A 16,391-nucleotide genomic window follows, 5' to 3' on the forward strand; every position below is an offset into this window, starting at 1 on the left:
TAGACTGCGGCTGCACACTGCCTGCGGGCAAACCTGCATCTCGTCATCCATCGCAAAGGGGTTTCCATCATGTTCCTGCGTACCAGCCTAGCCGTTGCCGCCCTGGCCGTGGCGGCATCATCCGCTTTTGTTGCGCCTGTTTCCGCCAAGACCCTCACCGCCCAGCAGCAGCGGATGGCCACCTGCGCCAAGGAGTCGACCGGCAAGAAGGGGGCCGAGCACCGCGCCTTTATGAGCAGCTGCCTGAAGGGCAAGACAGCTGCCAGCAGCGCCTTCTCCACTGCCGAAAAAGCCAAGGATGAAATCTCCACCACGACGGGCAAGACGGAAGCTGCCGTGACCGGTACAGGCAAGAGCACCGACCAGCGCGCCAAGATGACCGAATGCAATGTGCAGGCCAAAGCCAAGAGCCTGAAGGGCGCCGAGCGCAAGAGTTTCATGAGCAGCTGCCTCAAGGGCTGATTCAGCCAGACGGGGGCCGGTTCAGGCCGGTCCCGCGTCAAACCGGCCTTCCCTGTTCCCACCGGAACCGCCATCACAGACAGGGTGAACTACGCCCGGAAATCGCTACCCTTCCGCCCACGCATGCCGCCGCCGGCCCGCCGCAAGGCTGAACCAATCATGGGTGGCAAGCGATGGCGGGCGCGGGAATCCGGTCGGGGCTGGTAAACTCCAGTTGCAGGTGCCTGCAGGCACCTCGACCTTCTGTCCCACAGATAAGGATTTCAGTCCATGTTCCTGCGTACCACTCTCTCCTTCGCCGCCCTGACCCTGGCCACTTCGATGGCCTTCGCCAGCCCGGCCCCCCAGACCTCGCTGCTGGACAAGTCCAAGGCCGCGGTCGAGTCAGGTTATGACAAGACCAAGGACGGTACGGTCTCGGCTTACGACAAGACCAAGGAAGGCAGCAAGAAGCTTTGGGACAAGACCAAGAGCGGAACCGAAAAGGCTTACGACAAGACCAAGGACGGTTCCGAAAAAGCCTGGGACAAGACCAAGGAAGGCACCACCAAGGCCTGGGACAAGACCAAGGAAAAGTCGACCAAAGCCTGGGACAAGACCAAGGAAAAGAGCCAGGAAATCTCCGACAAGAGCAAGAACGGCGGTGACACCGCCTGGGACAAGACCAAGGAAGGTACTACCAAGGCCTGGGACAAGACCAAGGAGGGTACCACCAAGGCTTGGGACAAAACCAAGGAAGGCACCACCAAGGCCTGGGACAAGTCCAAGGAAGCCGTGAAGTCGGCAACCGGCGGCGACAAGTAAGATTCGCCGCGGCCGGCATCGCGCCGGTCAGCGGGTTCCATGACGGCCGATTCCTGCGGGGATCGGCCGTTTTGCATGGTCTGACCCGTGTTCAAGGGGCCGGCCGGCTCGCAACACCACCACGGATCAGGCACTATCTTCCAGGTCAACAACCGGTAGTGATGGTCTGCAACGCATGAAAATCGTCGAAGTCGCCCACCCCTTGATCCAGCACAAGATCGGCCTGATGCGCAAAGCCGGCATCAGTACCAAGGACTTCCGGGAACTGGCCTCTGAAGTGGCCTCCCTGCTGACCTACGAGGCCACCAAGGACCTGGAGACCGTGGAGACCACCATCGATGGCTGGGCAGGACCCATCAAGGTCCGCCGCATCGCCGGCAAGAAGGTCACCATCGTGCCGATTCTACGGGCCGGCCTGGGCATGCTGCCCGGCGTGCTGGAAATGATTCCCGCCGCCCGTGTCAGCGTGGTCGGTCTGCAGCGGGATGAGGAAACCCTGGAAGCCGTTCCTTATTATGAAAAGCTCACCGGCCAGATGGGTGAACGCACCGCCCTGATCGTGGATCCGATGCTGGCGACGGCCGGCACCTTGATCGCCACGGTGGACATGCTCAAGGCCGCTGGCAGCAAGTGCATCAAAGCCTTGTTTCTGGTCGCCGCACCGGAGGGCTTGAAGCGGGTCGAGCAAGTCCACCCCGATGTGGAAATCTATACGGCCTCGATTGATGAACGCCTGAACGAGCAAGGCTACATTCTGCCCGGTCTCGGAGACGCCGGCGACAAGATATTCGGCACCAAGGCCTGAACACGGCACGGCCGGAGGTGTTCCCGCCTCCGGCTGCCGGCTGGACCCGAACCTGGCGAGGTGACGACCCCAAGGCCGCCGCCACACGCAATTCAGGCGTAACGGTCGGTCGCGGCCACCAGTTGTTCGGCGATCCCGGGTTCAAAAGCCGAATGCCCGGCATCGGCGACAATGCGCAGATCCGCTTCCGGCCAGGCCCGGTGCAGGTCCCAGGCACTGCGGATCGGGCAGACGACGTCATAGCGGCCTTGCACGATGGTGGCCGGAATATGCCGGATGCGATCCACATGCCTCAGCAACTGGTCATCGTGATCGAAAAAGCCGCCATGCACGAAGTAATGACATTCGATGCGGGCAAAGGCCAGCGCGAATTCATCCTCGCCCGTCGCCGCCATATGCCCCGGGTCCTGATGCAGATGGCTGGTCGAACCTTCCCACACCGACCAGGCCTTGGCCGCCGCCAGCTGCTGCGCCCGGTCCGTCCCGGTCAGACGACGATGATAGGCGCTCATCAGGTCACCGCGCTCGACTTCCGGAATGGCAGCCAGGTATGACTCCCAGGCATCCGGAAACAGGCTGTCAGCGCCCTTCTGATAGAACCATTCCAGCTCGCTGCGGCGCAGCATGAAAATGCCGCGCAGGACCAGCTCGCTGACCCGCAGCGGGTGGGTCTGGGCATAAGCCAGCGCCAGGGTCGAACCCCAGGAACCGCCGAACACCTGCCATTGTTCAATACCCAGATGTTCGCGCAGCCGCTCGATGTCCGCGACCAGATCCCAGGTGGTGTTGTCACGCAGCTCGGCATGCGGCGTCGAACGGCCGCAGCCGCGCTGATCGAACAGCACGATGCGATAGATCGCCGGATCGAAGAACTGGCGACAGCGCGGATGGCTGCCGCCACCCGGTCCGCCGTGCAGGAATACCACCGGCTTGCCCTGCGGATTGCCGCTCTGCTCGTAATAGAGGCTGTGCAGCGACGAGACCGCCAGATGATTTTGATCAAAGGGTTCGATCGCGGGATACAAGGCTTCCAGGCCGCGGGCAGTGGTCACGGTTCAATCCATCAACAAGACGAGGGCGCAGATTACCACGCCCGTTGCAGCCTCTCAGAACAGCTTGCCGGGATTGAGGAGCCCGTCGGGATCAAACGCCCGACGGATACCTTGCATCAGGGCGATCTCGGCCGCGCTGCGGGTGCTGCCCAGATAATCGCGCTTGACCAGACCGATGCCGTGCTCGGCGGAAATGCTGCCGCCATGACGTTGCAGGGTAGCTGCCAGCAGCTTGGTCACTCGCTCGCACTGGCCGATAAAGTCTTCGGCCGCCATGTCCGCGGGGCGCAACACATTGATATGCAGGTTGCCATCACCGATGTGGCCGAACCAGACCACCTCGATATGCGGATATTCACGCCCCAGCAGATCCTGCATGTCGGCCAGAAAAGCCGGCACCGCACTGATCCGGACCGAGACATCGTTCTTGTAGGGCTGGTACGGAGCCAGACTTTCGGTGATGCCCTCGCGCAGTCGCCACAAGGCGGCGGCCTGCGCCTCGCTCTGGGCCAGTACGCCATCCAGCAACCAGCCCTGCTCCATGGCCTTCTCGAAAGCCTGCAGCGCCACCTCTTCCGCGGCTTCGGTAGCGGCATCGAATTCGCAGACTGCGTAATACGGATAATCGCCATCCAGGGCTCGACTCGCGCCATGGGCCAGTACATGCCTGAGTGCGACATCGGTGAAAAATTCGAAGGCCTGCAATGGCAGCCGATGCTGAAAAAGCTCGAAAACCTGCATCAAGGCCGCCATGTCCGGCAAGGCCAGCAACATCACCTGCGACGGCGGCGGTGGATCGGTCAGTCGCAAGGTGGCCTCGACCACGATGCCCAGGGTGCCCTCCGAGCCGATCATCAGATGACGCAGGTCATAGCCGCTTGAATTCTTGACCAGCCCCCGATTGAGATCCAGCAGCTCGCCCTTGGCAGTGACCACCTTGAGACCGGCCACCCATTCGCGGGTATTGCCGTAACGGATCACCCGGATGCCGCCTGCATTGGTAGCGATATTGCCGCCGATCGAGCAGGAACCACGGGCGGCAAAGTCCACCGGGTAGATCAGACCATGTCCGGCGGCGGCTTCATGCACGGCCTGCAAGGGCAGTCCCGGCTGCACGGTCAACAGCCTGGCCGCCGCATCGAAAGCCAGCACCTGCCGCATGCGATCCAGGCTGATCACCAGTTCGCCATGAGCGGCCACCGCGCCACCTGACAAACCTGTGCGACCGCCGGAGGGAACGACGCAGACCTGATGCCGGGCAGCCCAGCGTACCAGCTGCTGCACTTCGGACGTATCGGCCGGCAAGGCAATGGCCAACGGCGCCGGATTCCACCGCCGCGTCCAGTCCCGGCCATAATGTTCCAGCTCGGCCGGCGCGGTCAGCAGACGGATATCCGGCAGATCGCGCAACAGCGCCTCACGCAAATCGCTCATGGTCTTTCGTGTCCTGGCAAGGGTGGCTGGCCGACAGCCTGCCACTGCCCCGGGACGCCGTCCAGTCATGCTGCATTGCAGCTTTTGATGGCCTATAGTATTTGTCCCTCACGCGTGGCGCGCCCATGAAAACCTCGTTTCCGAAAGAAGACATTCGCGTATTGCTGCTCGAAGGCGTCAGCCAGAGCGCGGTGGACACCTTCCGAAATGCCGGCTACACCCAGATCGAATACCACAAGAAGGCCTTGCCCGAAGCCGAGCTGATCGAAAGCATCAGCCAGGCCCATATCATCGGCATCCGCTCGCGCAGCCAGCTGACGGCCGAGGTCTTCCAGCATGCCAAACGCCTGATCGCCGTCGGTTGCTTCTGCATCGGTACCAATCAGGTCGACCTGGATGCGGCCGAGCGTCTGGGCATTCCGGTCTTCAACGCACCGTATTCCAATACCCGCAGCGTCGCCGAGCTGGTGCTGGCCGAGGCCATCATGCTGATGCGCGGCATTCCGCAGAAAAACGCCGAATGCCATCGCGGCGGATGGTCCAAGTCGGCGGCCGGCAGCTACGAGGTGCGTGGCAAGACCCTGGGCGTGGTCGGCTACGGCCATATCGGCACCCAGATCAGCGTGCTGGCCGAGGCACTGGGCATGCAGGTGCTGTTCCACGATATCGAGGCCAAGCTCTCGCTGGGCAATGCCCAGCCCACCGCCAGTCTGGACGAGCTGCTGCAGCGCTCGGACATCGTCACCTTGCATGTCCCCGAAACCCCGGCCACCCGGATGATGATCCAGGCCCCCCAGCTGGCCGCCATGAAACCGGGCGCCATTTTGCTGAACGCCTCGCGCGGTACGGTGATCGATATCGATGCGCTGGCCGATTCGCTGCGCAGCGGCCATCTCGGCGGCGCCGCAATCGACGTGTTCCCGGTCGAACCCAAGGGCAATGGTGACGCCTTCGTCTCGCCGCTCATCGGCATGGACAACGTCATCCTGACCCCGCACATCGGCGGCAGCACCCTCGAAGCGCAGGACAATATCGGCATCGAGGTCGCAGCCAAACTGGTGCGCTACAGTGACAACGGCTCCACCTTGTCGGCCGTCAACTTCCCCGAGGTCTCGCTGCCCGAGCACGCCGACAGCCGGCGACTGCTGCATATCCACCAGAACGTGCCGGGGGTGCTTTCACGCATCAACGAGCTTTTTTCAGCCGGCAATCTGAATATCAATGCGCAATTTCTGCAGACCCGGCCCGCGCTGGGCTATGTGGTGATCGACGTGGCCGCGGATGAGGCCACCACCCAGGAACTGCGAGACAGATTGAGCGCCATCACGGGCACCTTGCGAACCCGCGTGCTGTACTGAGCTCCGCCCGGACCTTCCCGTGCCGCCTGGCGGCACGGGAAGGTCCGGCGGGACCGCTTCAGGCGTGGCGACCGGCGGCCACCATCGCCAGCGGGGCCGCTTGACCGCCCTCAAGACCATCAGGGCTCGCAGCCGTGCCACAGGCCGATTCGGATGTCCGGGCCGGCCGCTTGGATGGTGACAATTCACGCAATACCGGCATCGCCGCCGCCATGCTTTTCAGCATCGCCGTCAGATGGGCAAGATCCTCGGTCCACGGATTGGCATCGCGCCAATACAGCAGGATCCGCCGCCCGGCCGCCCGGCCCTTGAGACGGCTGATCGCGACATTGGGAAAGGACTCCAGACGCTGACGGGCCAGCGCCGGAACCAGGGCATAACCGCCATGCAGACTGATCAGGCCAGCCAGGCTTTCCAGACTGACATCCTGCACCTGCTGACAGCCTTGCGGGCAGTCCAGCAGATCCTCGGCATGACTTTCCTCCATCAAGACCGCCTCGGCGGGATCGAGTTGATCCAGGCTGATACTGGCCTGCCCCGCCAGCGGATGACCGGCACCCAGCATCAATTCCCACGGCTCGAAAAAGATTTCCTGAACCGCAATGCCGCTGGGCACGGCACCCAGCGCAGGCGGTGCCAGCACCGCATCCAGCTCGCCTTCATGCAGCCGCCGCAACAGACCGCGGGGCTTGCCTTCGGAAATGCTGAGTCGCGCGCCGGGAAAGCGCTGCGGAAATGGATCGATCAAATGAGGGAGCAGATAAGGCCCCAGACTGATCGGCAAACCCAGCTTAAGCTCGCCACCAAAGGCTACCTGTCCGGCCCGGGCGGCCTGCTGCAACTGATCGGCCCCCAGCAGCAGCGCATCGATCTGCTTGAGCAGGCCCTTGCCGGCGCCAGTCACGCCGATCTTGCGACCACCCCGCTCAAACAAAGGCACACCAAGGGCCTGCTCCACCTTCTGCACCTGATGCGACAGCCCGGAAGGACTGATGTGCATGGAGCGCGCGGCACTGTTGAAACTTCCATGTCGGTGTACTGCCTGCACCAACGCCAGATCGCGCAAAGAAACCACCGACAACGCTGTCGAAATCATGACCGCCAACTATCCTCACCGGTCCACCGAGTGGTGGCCGTTCTATCCTAGCATCACCTGCCGTCCAGACGGCAGGCAGCCGTCATCCCCGTTGGCCGATCTGTTCAGACCGCACCGGCCAACGGGGACAGGCCGAGCCATGCCACCGCTCAGATCAAGCGGCGACACCCTTGGCCATATCGGTGTAGTCGCTGATCTTGTCGAAGTTGAGATATCGATAGATCTTGTCGCCATTGGCATTGATCACGCCGATATCCTCCATGTACTCCTGCTTGGTCGGAATCCGGCCAAGCCGTGAGCAGATCGCGGCCAGCTCGGCCGATCCCAGATACACGAACGTGTTGCGACCCAGGCGATTGGGGAAATTGCGGGTACTGGTGGAAAACACCGTGGCACCCTCGTGCACCTGGGCCTGATTGCCCATGCACAGCGAGCAGCCCGGCATTTCCATGCGTGCACCCGCCGCGCCGAAGGTGCCATAGACACCTTCGTTGGTCAGCTCGCTGGCATCCATCTTGGTCGGCGGAGCCACCCACAGCCGGGTCGGAATATCACGCTTGCCTTCCAGCAACTTGGCGGCTGCACGGAAGTGACCGATATTGGTCATGCACGAGCCGATGAACACCTCGTCGATCTTCGCACCAGCGACGTCGGACAGCGTCTTCACGTCATCCGGATCGTTCGGGCAGGCGACGATGGGTTCATGCACATCGGCCAGATCGATCTCGATCACGGCGGCATACTCGGCATCGGCATCCGGCTCCAGCAGCTGCGGATCAGCCAGCCAGGACTCCATCTTCTCGACCCGCCGAGCCAGCGAACGGGCATCCTGGTAACCCTGGGCGATCATCCACTTCAGCAGCACGATATTGCTGTTGAGGTATTCGATGATCGGCTCCTTGTTCAGCCGCACGGTGCAACCGGCGGCCGAGCGCTCGGCCGAAGCATCGGACAGCTCGAAGGCCTGCTCCACTTTCAGATCCGGCAGCCCCTCGATCTCCAGGATCCGACCGGAGAAGATGTTCTTCTTGCCCTGCTTGGCCACCGTCAACAGGCCCTGCTTGATGGCATACAGCGGAATCGCGTTGACCAGATCGCGCAAGGTCACGCCCGGCTGCAGCTTGCCCTTGAAGCGGACCAGCACCGACTCGGGCATATCCAGCGGCATCACACCGGTGGCAGCGGCAAAGGCCACCAGACCGGAACCGGCCGGGAAGGAAATGCCGATCGGGAAACGGGTATGCGAATCACCGCCGGTGCCGACGGTATCGGGCAGCAGCATGCGGTTGAGCCAGCTGTGGATCACGCCGTCACCGGGCCGCAGGCTGATGCCGCCGCGATTGCTGATAAAGGCCGGCAGGGTGTGATGGGTCTTGACGTCCACCGGCTTCGGATAAGCCGCGGTATGGCAGAAGGACTGCATCACCAGATCGGCGGAGAAGCCCAGGCAGGCCAGATCCTTGAGCTCGTCGCGCGTCATCGGACCCGTGGTGTCCTGCGAGCCCACCGAGGTCATCTTCGGCTCGCAATAGGTGCCTGCGCGAATGCCCTTGCCTTCCGGCAGACCACAGGCGCGGCCGACCATCTTCTGGGCCAGTGTATAACCCTTGCCGGTATCGGCCGGATCGTGGGGCAGACGGAACAGGGTCGAAGGTGCCAGCCCCAGGGCTTCACGGGCCTTGGCGGTGAGCCCCCGGCCGATGATCAGCGGAATCCGGCCACCGGCACGGACTTCGTCGAACAGCACTTCGGACTTGACCTGGAACTCGGCAATGACCTTGCCGTCCTTCAGGGCCTTGCCCTCGTAAGGTCGCAGCTCGATCACATCGCCCATATCCATGGCCGAGACATCCAGCTCGATCGGCAGCGCACCGGCATCTTCCATCGTGTTGTAGAAGATGGGAGCGATCTTGCTGCCCAGACACACGCCACCGAAGCGCTTGTTGGGAATGAAGGGAATATCCTCGCCCGTCCACCACAGCACCGAGTTGGTGGCCGACTTGCGGCTGGAACCGGTGCCGACCACGTCACCGACATAGGCGACCGGATGGCCCTTCTCCTTCAGCGACTCCAGAAAGGCGATCGGGCCGCGCTTGCCATCTTCTTCCGGCTTGAACGGCGCGCCTTCGCGCTGGTTCTTCAGCATGGCCAGCGCATGCAACGGGATATCGGGACGCGTCGTCGCATCGGGTGCCGGCGACAGATCGTCGGTATTGGTTTCGCCCGGCACCTTGAACACCGTCACGGTCAGGCTTTCTGGCACTTCGGGACGCGAGGTGAACCATTCGGCATCGGCCCAGCTCTGCAGCACGGCCTTGGCCGGCGCATTGCCCTGATCGGCCTTTTCCTTCACGTCATGGAAGGCATCGAACACCAGCAGGGTCTTCTTCAGCGCGTCGGCGGCGATCGGCGCCAGCTCGGCATGATCCAGCAGTTCGATCAGCGGATGGATATTGTAGCCGCCCAGCATGGTGCCCAGCAGCTCGGTGGCCTTGGCCGGAGTGATCAGCGGACACTTTTCCGAACCCAGCGCGACGGCCGCCAGGTAGGACGCCTTGACCTTGGCCGCATCATCGACACCTGCCGGCACCCGGTGAGTGATCAGGTCCAGCAGAAAGGCTTCCTCACCGGCGGGCGGCGACTTCAGCAATTCGACCAGTTCGGCAGTCTGAGTGGCCGAAAGCGGCAGCGGGGGAATCCCCAGCGCGGCGCGCTCGGCGGCATGTTGGCGGTAGCTAGTCAGCATCGAGATATCATCCGGTCAGTACGCAGAAAACCACTGCTTGCGAAACTCCGTGATGCCGGCCGATCTGCTGACCTTCTGGATCAAGATCAGCTCGGCTACGACCCGCGGAAAGGCAGTACCTGACGCCCGCAACGAGAGCGTCTTCAGCCATGGATTGTGCCAGTCCGCAGGGAATTCACGCAATCCAAACGATTGCTTCCGGGTCCATTCGAAAATCTGCAAGCCCTTGTATCCAAAAGACTGTTGTCCCCGTACAGGCTCCCCCCATGTGCTTGTCCGAGCCGGCCGGATGATGTTCGAGGCAGCCGGCAAAACACAGGTTTCCACACCACCGGGAACTGTGTGAACATCACAGCCCCATAGATTGCCAAGCCACGCCCTTCGGGGCACGAAGCCGGTCAGGAGCCACCATGAAAGACTCGTTTTCGACTCGCGACACGCTCGATCTGAATGGACAGTCCTATCAGATCGCCAGCCTCGCCCGACTGGGGCAGCACTTCGATCTGCGCCGCCTCCCCTATTCACTGAAGATCCTGCTGGAAAACCTGCTGCGACACGAGGACGGCATCAACGTCACCGCCAGAGAGATCGAGCAGGTCGCCCAATGGCAGCCGGAACGGGAACCGGATACGGAAATTGCCTTTATGCCGGCCCGGGTCGTGCTGCAGGATTTCACCGGCGTGCCCTGCGTGGTCGATCTGGCCGCGATGCGCGATGCCGTGGTCAAGCTCGGCGGCAGCGCCGAGCGCATCAATCCGCTGGTACCGGTCGAATTGGTGATCGACCATTCCGTGCAGGTCGATGCCTATGGCAATGCGCAGGCGCTGGAACGCAATGTAGAGATCGAGTTCCAACGCAACCGCGAGCGATACAGTTTCCTGCGCTGGGGCCAGAAGGCCTTCGACAACTTCAAGGTGGTGCCGCCGCGCACCGGCATCGTGCATCAGGTGAATCTTGAGCATCTGGCGCGGGTGGTGTTCACAACCGAGGTCGATGGCGAACTCTGGGCCTATCCCGATACGGTATTCGGCACCGATTCGCATACCACCATGATCAATGGGCTGGGCGTGCTGGGCTGGGGCGTAGGCGGCATCGAGGCCGAGGCGGCGATGCTGGGTCAGGCTTCATCCATGTTGATCCCCCAGGTCGTCGGCTTCAAGCTCGACGGCCAGCTTGCCGAGGGCGTCACGGCCACCGACCTTGTACTGACCGTGACCCAGATGCTGCGCAAGCTGGGCGTGGTCGGCAAGTTCGTCGAATTTTTCGGACCCGGTCTGGCCCATCTGGCGCTGGCCGATCGTGCCACCATCGGCAATATGGCACCGGAATACGGCGCGACCTGCGGTATTTTCCCCATCGATCAGGAAGCTCTGAACTATCTGCGTCTGTCCGGCCGCGACGAAGCCCAGATTGCCCTGGTCGAAGCCTATGCCAAGGCCCAGCAGCTCTGGCACGACGCGAACACGCCTCACCCGCAGTACACCACGGTGCTGGAACTCGATCTTGACCAGGTCCGCCCCTCCCTGGCCGGCCCCAAGCGGCCGCAGGACAAAGTCCTGCTGGATCAGGTACAGGCCAGCTACCGGCAGGCCGTGGCCGGTCTGACCCAAGGGCGGCCTCCCCGCCATGTCGATGACGACTTTGCTGCCGAAGGCGGAGCCAGTGCGATCGGCAACGATGCGAACGACATCGTCGACGGCGGCGTGCGGGTGCAGAAAGACGGCCAAAGTTTTTCGCTGAAGGACGGTGCCGTGGTCATCGCGGCGATCACCTCCTGTACCAATACGTCCAATCCCGCGGTCATGCTGGCCGCCGGCCTGCTGGCGAAAAAGGCGGCCGCCCGCGGCCTGCAATCCCGCCCCTGGGTCAAGACCTCGATCGGCCCCGGCTCCAAGGTGGTCACCGACTATCTGCAGCAGACCGGTCTGCTCACCGAGCTGGAAAAACTGGGCTTCTATATTGCCGGCTACGGTTGCACCACCTGCATCGGCAACTCCGGCCCCTTGCCGGATGCCATCAGCAAGGGCATCGCCAAAGGTGATCTGGCGGTGGCCTCGGTCCTGTCAGGCAATCGCAATTTCGAAGGCCGGGTCCATCCCGAGGTGAAGATGAATTATCTGGCGTCACCGCCACTGGTGGTGGCCTACGCCCTGGCCGGGACTCTGGACATCGATCTGAGTACCGATCCACTGGGCAAGGACCCTGCAGGCGACCCCGTCTTCCTGCGCGATATCTGGCCGGACAACCGCGAAATTTCCGACATCATGGCTCACGCCATCCATCCAGACATGTTCCGCAAGAACTATGCCGACGTATTCAAAGGCGATGACCGCTGGAGTGCCATCGCCTCGCCCGATGGTTCGGTCTATCGCTGGGATCCGTCGACCTATATCAAGCACCCGCCCTATTTCGACGGGATGACTGCACAGCCTGCCGCCTTCGAGGATATCCATGACGCCCGGGTGCTCAGCCTGTTCGGTGACTCGATCACCACCGATCATATCTCCCCGGCCGGCGCGATCAAGAAGGACAGCCCGGCCGGGCGTTTCCTTGTCAGCCATGGCGTCGAGCCCGGGGATTTCAATTCCTACGGCTCCCGGCGTGGCAATGACGACATCATGGTCCGCGGCACTTTCGCCAATATACGTATCCGCAACCGGATGCTGGACAATGTCGAGGGTGGCTATACCTTGCATATCCCGAGCGGCGACACACTGGCCATCTATGATGCCGCGATGCGTTATCGCGAAGAAGATACTCCGCTGGTGGTGATCGCCGGCAAGGAATACGGTACCGGTTCATCCCGTGACTGGGCGGCCAAAGGCACCCTGCTGCTTGGGGTGAAGGCGGTCATCGCGGAAAGCTTCGAACGCATCCATCGCTCCAATCTGGTCGGCATGGGCGTGCTGCCGCTGCAGTTCGAACCGGGCCAGAGTGCCGCCAGCCTGGGTTTGACCGGCAGGGAGACCTTCACCATCACCGGTCTGGAAGGCGGTGAGTCAAAGTCGGCCAGCGTCAAGGCTGTCCGCGAGGATGGCAGCGAACTGGACTTCCGCCTGAAGGTGCTGCTGCTGACGCCCAAGGAGCGCGAGTTCTTCCGCCACGGCGGCATCCTGCAATACGTGCTGCGACAGCTTGCCGAAAAAAAGCCGGCCTGAGGCCGGCTCAAGGGTGGCCGGCTGCAAGCGGCCACCTTGTACCTCGCGCCGGCACCATCCTGCCGGCGCCTTTGCCTGGAACCCGCGGCTCAGAAAAACTTGTAGTTGAAGGTCACCATAAAGCTGGCCGGCTGGCCAAAGGCGAAGTCGGAGCTGTCATCGGCAATGAAATATTTCTTGTGCAGCAGGTTGTCGCCATTGATCTGCAACGACATGCGATTGTTGAAGGCATAGCGGGCCATGAGCCCGAGCAGCATCACCGAGCGCTGATGAATCGTTCGGGTCAGGTTGTCGACATCCGCGACCGGGATGTTCGTCGCATTCTGCCAGTTCACCCCCCCGCCGACGCTGAGTCCGCTCCAGGCTCCAGGCAAGGTATAGGTCGTGAAGCTGCGAATGGTGGCCCGTGGCAAGGAAGGATGCACATTGCCGTAGCCGGGGGCCTTGATATTGTAGTGCGAAATGCCCAGGGTGGCATTCCAGTTGTCAGTGATGCTGCCCGAGGTCTCGAACTCGAAACCGCGCGAACGGGTGCCATTCAACGGCTCGTAGACCTGGGTGATGCCGTCGGCCAGATATTCACCGGGTATCGCCTGCGCCACATTGCTTTCGCGGGTATTGAAGAAAGTCAGCGAGGTATTCAAGGCGCCATTGAAATTGCGGCTCTTGATGCCGACCTCGCTGCTGGTGCCGACCATCGGCTCCAGATAGGCGCCGTTGGCCCCGCGATTGGTCTGTGGGTCGAAGATCTTGGTATAGCTGGCGAATGCCGTCAGATCGGGCAGAATGTTGTAGATCAGGCCGGCATAAGGCACCACCTTGCCCTTGGTTTCGTTGTAGACACCGTAGGTCGCATCATTGGTGTCGTTGCTCCAGCGGGTGTAGCGGGCACCGGTGACCAGTTTCAGGGGATCGGCCAGTTGTATTCGTGCCGCGATATAGGCGCCCTCCTGCTTGATATGGGTCAGGGTCACCATCTGCTTCTGACTGGAGAAGTCCGGATACGGGTAGTTGCCATTCCAGTGATTGAAATCGATCGTCCCCAGATCCGTATCGGTCGGAAACTGGTAGGAATCGGTATTGAAGTCCGAGGTATAGATGCCACCCACCAATTCATGCTCGCGACCGAACGCCCATACCGGACCGGAGGCATACAGATCGAACATGTTCTGGCGGCCGGACTGGTAGCTCTTGTAGGCATAGGGCGTGATGCCCTCGCCGGTGGTCCGGTCCGGAAAACCGTAGGAATAGAACAGTACCGAATCGGCGTTGGTCTTGCGATGATCGACCTCGCCATGGATCTGCCAGCCATTGGCAAATTCATGCTTGAGATCAATGAACGCCGACTGGGTCATGTTGTTCCAGTAGGTCCACCGCGCCGCCGGATTGAAATTGCGCGGCAGCGGTATCTGGCCGCCATCGGCATACAGCACCGGGAAGGAGCCCCAGGTAATGCCACGGGGCATCGAGCGCTGGTATTCATAGCCGACGCTGAGCAGGGTCTTGGGCGAGATATCCCAGTCCACCACCCCGTAGAGCACGTTCTTGTTGTTGCGCGCGCGGGTCTGGTAGGTGTTGCCGTCCTCATGAGTCACCACCAGCCGACCACGTACGGTGCCTGACTTGTTCAACGGCGTGCTGCCATCGGCGGTCAGCCGCTTGGTCGCCCAGGACCCGTAGCTGACCGAGATATCGGCCTGTGCTGTCTTGCTGTCGGCCTGCTTGCGCACGAAGTTCACCATCGCCGACGGACTGCCGGAACCGCTGAGCAGACCGGTCGCGCCGCGGACCACTTCGACACGGTCGTAAACCGAGGTGTCCAGTGAACCATCGACGCTCGACACATTGAGCCCTGAGGCTACAGGTACCCCGTCGTAGGCCATGTTCTCGATCTGGAAGCCTCGCGACCAGTACACCACGCGCTCGCTGTCATAGGCGTTGGACTGCACGCCGGTGGTATTGTCCAGCACGGCGCGTACCGAGTTGAGCTGCTGGTCCGTCATGCGCTGGCGGCTCATGATGCTGACCGACTGCGGCGTGTCCAGCAGGCTCAAGGGCAATCGCGTCGCCGCATTCGTGTCGTCGGAGGAATATGTCGACGAAGTCTGCCCTTCCACCTTCACCTGCTCGAGGGTCTTCGATGCCGGCTTGCTCCTGATCACGCTTTTGTGCCCACCCTGGCCGGCCACGGTGTCTTGATCGGCGGTAGCGGTCTGGGCCAGCACGGGCACGGTCGAGGCCATGGACAGCAACAGCCAGCTTGCACACTGGCGTGCGCAAAAACGATGACGCATATCGAATGATTCCTGGATTCCAAGAGAGGACCTGCTGCCTGCAAGCCCCGCACGGCAACGCCTGTGCGGATGCGTCCTCGGCAGCCCGGTAGCTTTCACAAAAGCTTAATATCATTCAATTCACATGACAATCACATTGATTGTGATTCTCATTTATATTCATGCGAAAGTTTTTGCGGTTCACCCGCCTTTTAGGCTCAGAGTCCGACCCGCAACCTGCTCGCTCTCAAGACATGGACTTGCCGCTCCGAATGGACAGCTCCTGGCTCAGGAAGTCGCAGAACGCCGACAGCAACGGCGAAGACTGGCGGTGCTGCGGATAGACGGCATAGACCGCCGAACTTGCCAGGCGATAGTCATCGAGTATCGTCACCAGTTGGCCACTGGCCAGTTCGGGGTCGACGATGAAGGTCGGCAGATAGGCAATGCCCATGCCCTGTACCGCGGCATCGCGCACCAACTCGCCATTGTTGGCGCGCAAGCGTCCCTGCAACCGGATCTTCTCGTGGCCTCGGGCGCCGAAATGCCATTCCACCAGACTGCCATGACCATAGAGAAGGCAATCATGCTGCTGCAGATCGCTTGGCACCTTGGGTGCATCGCGATACCGGAGATAGGACGGACTGCAGCAGGCCACCATCTCCATCGGCGCGATCCTGCGCGCGATCAGAGAAGAATCCGCCAGCGCTCCGATACGAATGGCAAGGTCATAGCCTTCGCCATGCAGATCGACCACTCGGTCGTTGAGCTCGATCTCGATGCTCACCTCCGGATGCGCGCCCAGAAATCTGGCCAGCAAACCGCTGAGGTGCAAAGTACCAAACGACATGGGGGCCGTGACCCGCAAATGCCCCCGTGGTGACTGGCTGGCACCGGTAATCGACTGCTCCAGTTCGGCAACCTGCTGCAGAATCGCCCGCGCCTGGTCGGCGTAGGCCCTCCCCAGATCGGTCGGCCGCAAATGACGGGTGGTACGAATCAGCAGCTGAGTCCCCAACTGGGCTTCCAGCGCCATGATCCGCCGGCTGATGTATTGCTTGGACACGCCCGCCCGCTCAGCCGCCGCGGTGAAACTGCCGCTGTCCAGAGTCTGGGTCAGAAGGCGCATATCTTCGAGCTGGATCATAGTCAACCTGAAAGAGACAGTATTACGGATCGTAACCTGTTTTTGATAGGACTGCA

The 16,391-nt window shown here is 61.9% G+C and carries 12 protein-coding genes; 5 read left to right on the forward strand and 7 right to left on the reverse strand.

All coding sequences use genetic code 11. The features are described 5' to 3' along the window. Positions 1–69 precede the first annotated feature (69 nt). From FRAAU_RS11725 to upp, 3 genes are all read left to right on the forward strand, one after another. Positions 70–462, forward strand: a complete 393-nt coding sequence (locus FRAAU_RS11725; RefSeq protein ID WP_014403740.1) for a PsiF family protein — start codon at positions 70–72, stop codon at positions 460–462. 270 nt (positions 463–732) lie between these two features. Next, on the forward strand, positions 733–1,266 hold the full coding sequence (locus FRAAU_RS17590; protein WP_052317900.1) for a Synuclein family protein: 534 nt from the start codon (positions 733–735) through the stop codon (positions 1,264–1,266). A 175-nt stretch (positions 1,267–1,441) separates the two neighbouring features. Beyond that, entirely contained in the window at positions 1,442–2,071 is a 630-nt protein-coding gene (upp, locus tag FRAAU_RS11735; protein WP_014403741.1) for a uracil phosphoribosyltransferase, read from the forward strand. A 92-nt stretch (positions 2,072–2,163) separates the two neighbouring features. Here the strand turns inward: upp and pip are convergent, their stop codons facing one another. After that, positions 2,164–3,105, reverse strand: coding sequence for a prolyl aminopeptidase (pip, locus tag FRAAU_RS11740; RefSeq protein WP_156803521.1), 942 nt, complete (start codon positions 3,103–3,105; stop codon positions 2,164–2,166). Between the two features lie 72 nt (positions 3,106–3,177). Then, a complete protein-coding gene (locus FRAAU_RS11745) occupies positions 3,178–4,557 on the reverse strand; it encodes an FAD-binding oxidoreductase (protein WP_014403743.1) in 1,380 nt (459 codons plus the stop codon). Positions 4,558–4,682: 125 nt separating this feature from the next. Between FRAAU_RS11745 and serA the strand changes: the two genes are divergently transcribed. Further along, complete coding sequence (serA, locus tag FRAAU_RS11750; protein WP_014403744.1) at positions 4,683–5,915, forward strand: phosphoglycerate dehydrogenase; 1,233 nt, start codon at positions 4,683–4,685, stop codon at positions 5,913–5,915. 58 nt (positions 5,916–5,973) lie between these two features. Here serA and FRAAU_RS11755 read toward each other — a convergent pair whose 3' ends face one another. The 3 genes from FRAAU_RS11755 to FRAAU_RS11765 form a co-directional block, all read right to left on the reverse strand. Further along, entirely contained in the window at positions 5,974–7,011 is a 1,038-nt protein-coding gene (locus FRAAU_RS11755; protein ID WP_014403745.1) for a LysR family transcriptional regulator, read from the reverse strand. A 154-nt stretch (positions 7,012–7,165) separates the two neighbouring features. Then, on the reverse strand, positions 7,166–9,757 hold the full coding sequence (gene acnB, locus FRAAU_RS11760; protein WP_014403746.1) for a bifunctional aconitate hydratase 2/2-methylisocitrate dehydratase: 2,592 nt from the start codon (positions 9,755–9,757) through the stop codon (positions 7,166–7,168). Positions 9,758–9,772: 15 nt separating this feature from the next. Further along, positions 9,773–9,979, reverse strand: coding sequence for a hypothetical protein (locus FRAAU_RS11765; RefSeq protein ID WP_041270562.1), 207 nt, complete (start codon positions 9,977–9,979; stop codon positions 9,773–9,775). Between the two features lie 188 nt (positions 9,980–10,167). On the opposite strand from FRAAU_RS11765, the gene acnA reads away from it, so the two are divergent. Then, on the forward strand, positions 10,168–12,915 hold the full coding sequence (acnA, locus tag FRAAU_RS11770; RefSeq protein WP_014403747.1) for an aconitate hydratase AcnA: 2,748 nt from the start codon (positions 10,168–10,170) through the stop codon (positions 12,913–12,915). Positions 12,916–13,004: 89 nt separating this feature from the next. On the opposite strand, the gene FRAAU_RS11775 is transcribed toward acnA, so the two are convergent. Both FRAAU_RS11775 and FRAAU_RS11780 read right to left on the reverse strand, forming a co-directional pair. Beyond that, the gene (locus FRAAU_RS11775) at positions 13,005–15,209 is read right to left on the reverse strand and encodes a TonB-dependent siderophore receptor (protein ID WP_014403748.1); all 2,205 of its coding nucleotides are present in this window, start codon (positions 15,207–15,209) and stop codon (positions 13,005–13,007) included. Positions 15,210–15,435: 226 nt separating this feature from the next. After that, the gene (locus FRAAU_RS11780) at positions 15,436–16,335 is read right to left on the reverse strand and encodes a LysR family transcriptional regulator (protein ID WP_014403749.1); all 900 of its coding nucleotides are present in this window, start codon (positions 16,333–16,335) and stop codon (positions 15,436–15,438) included. Positions 16,336–16,391 lie beyond the last annotated feature (56 nt).

The organism is Frateuria aurantia DSM 6220 (genome assembly GCF_000242255.2).
GTDB classification, from domain to species: Bacteria; Pseudomonadota; Gammaproteobacteria; order Xanthomonadales; family Rhodanobacteraceae; genus Frateuria; species Frateuria aurantia.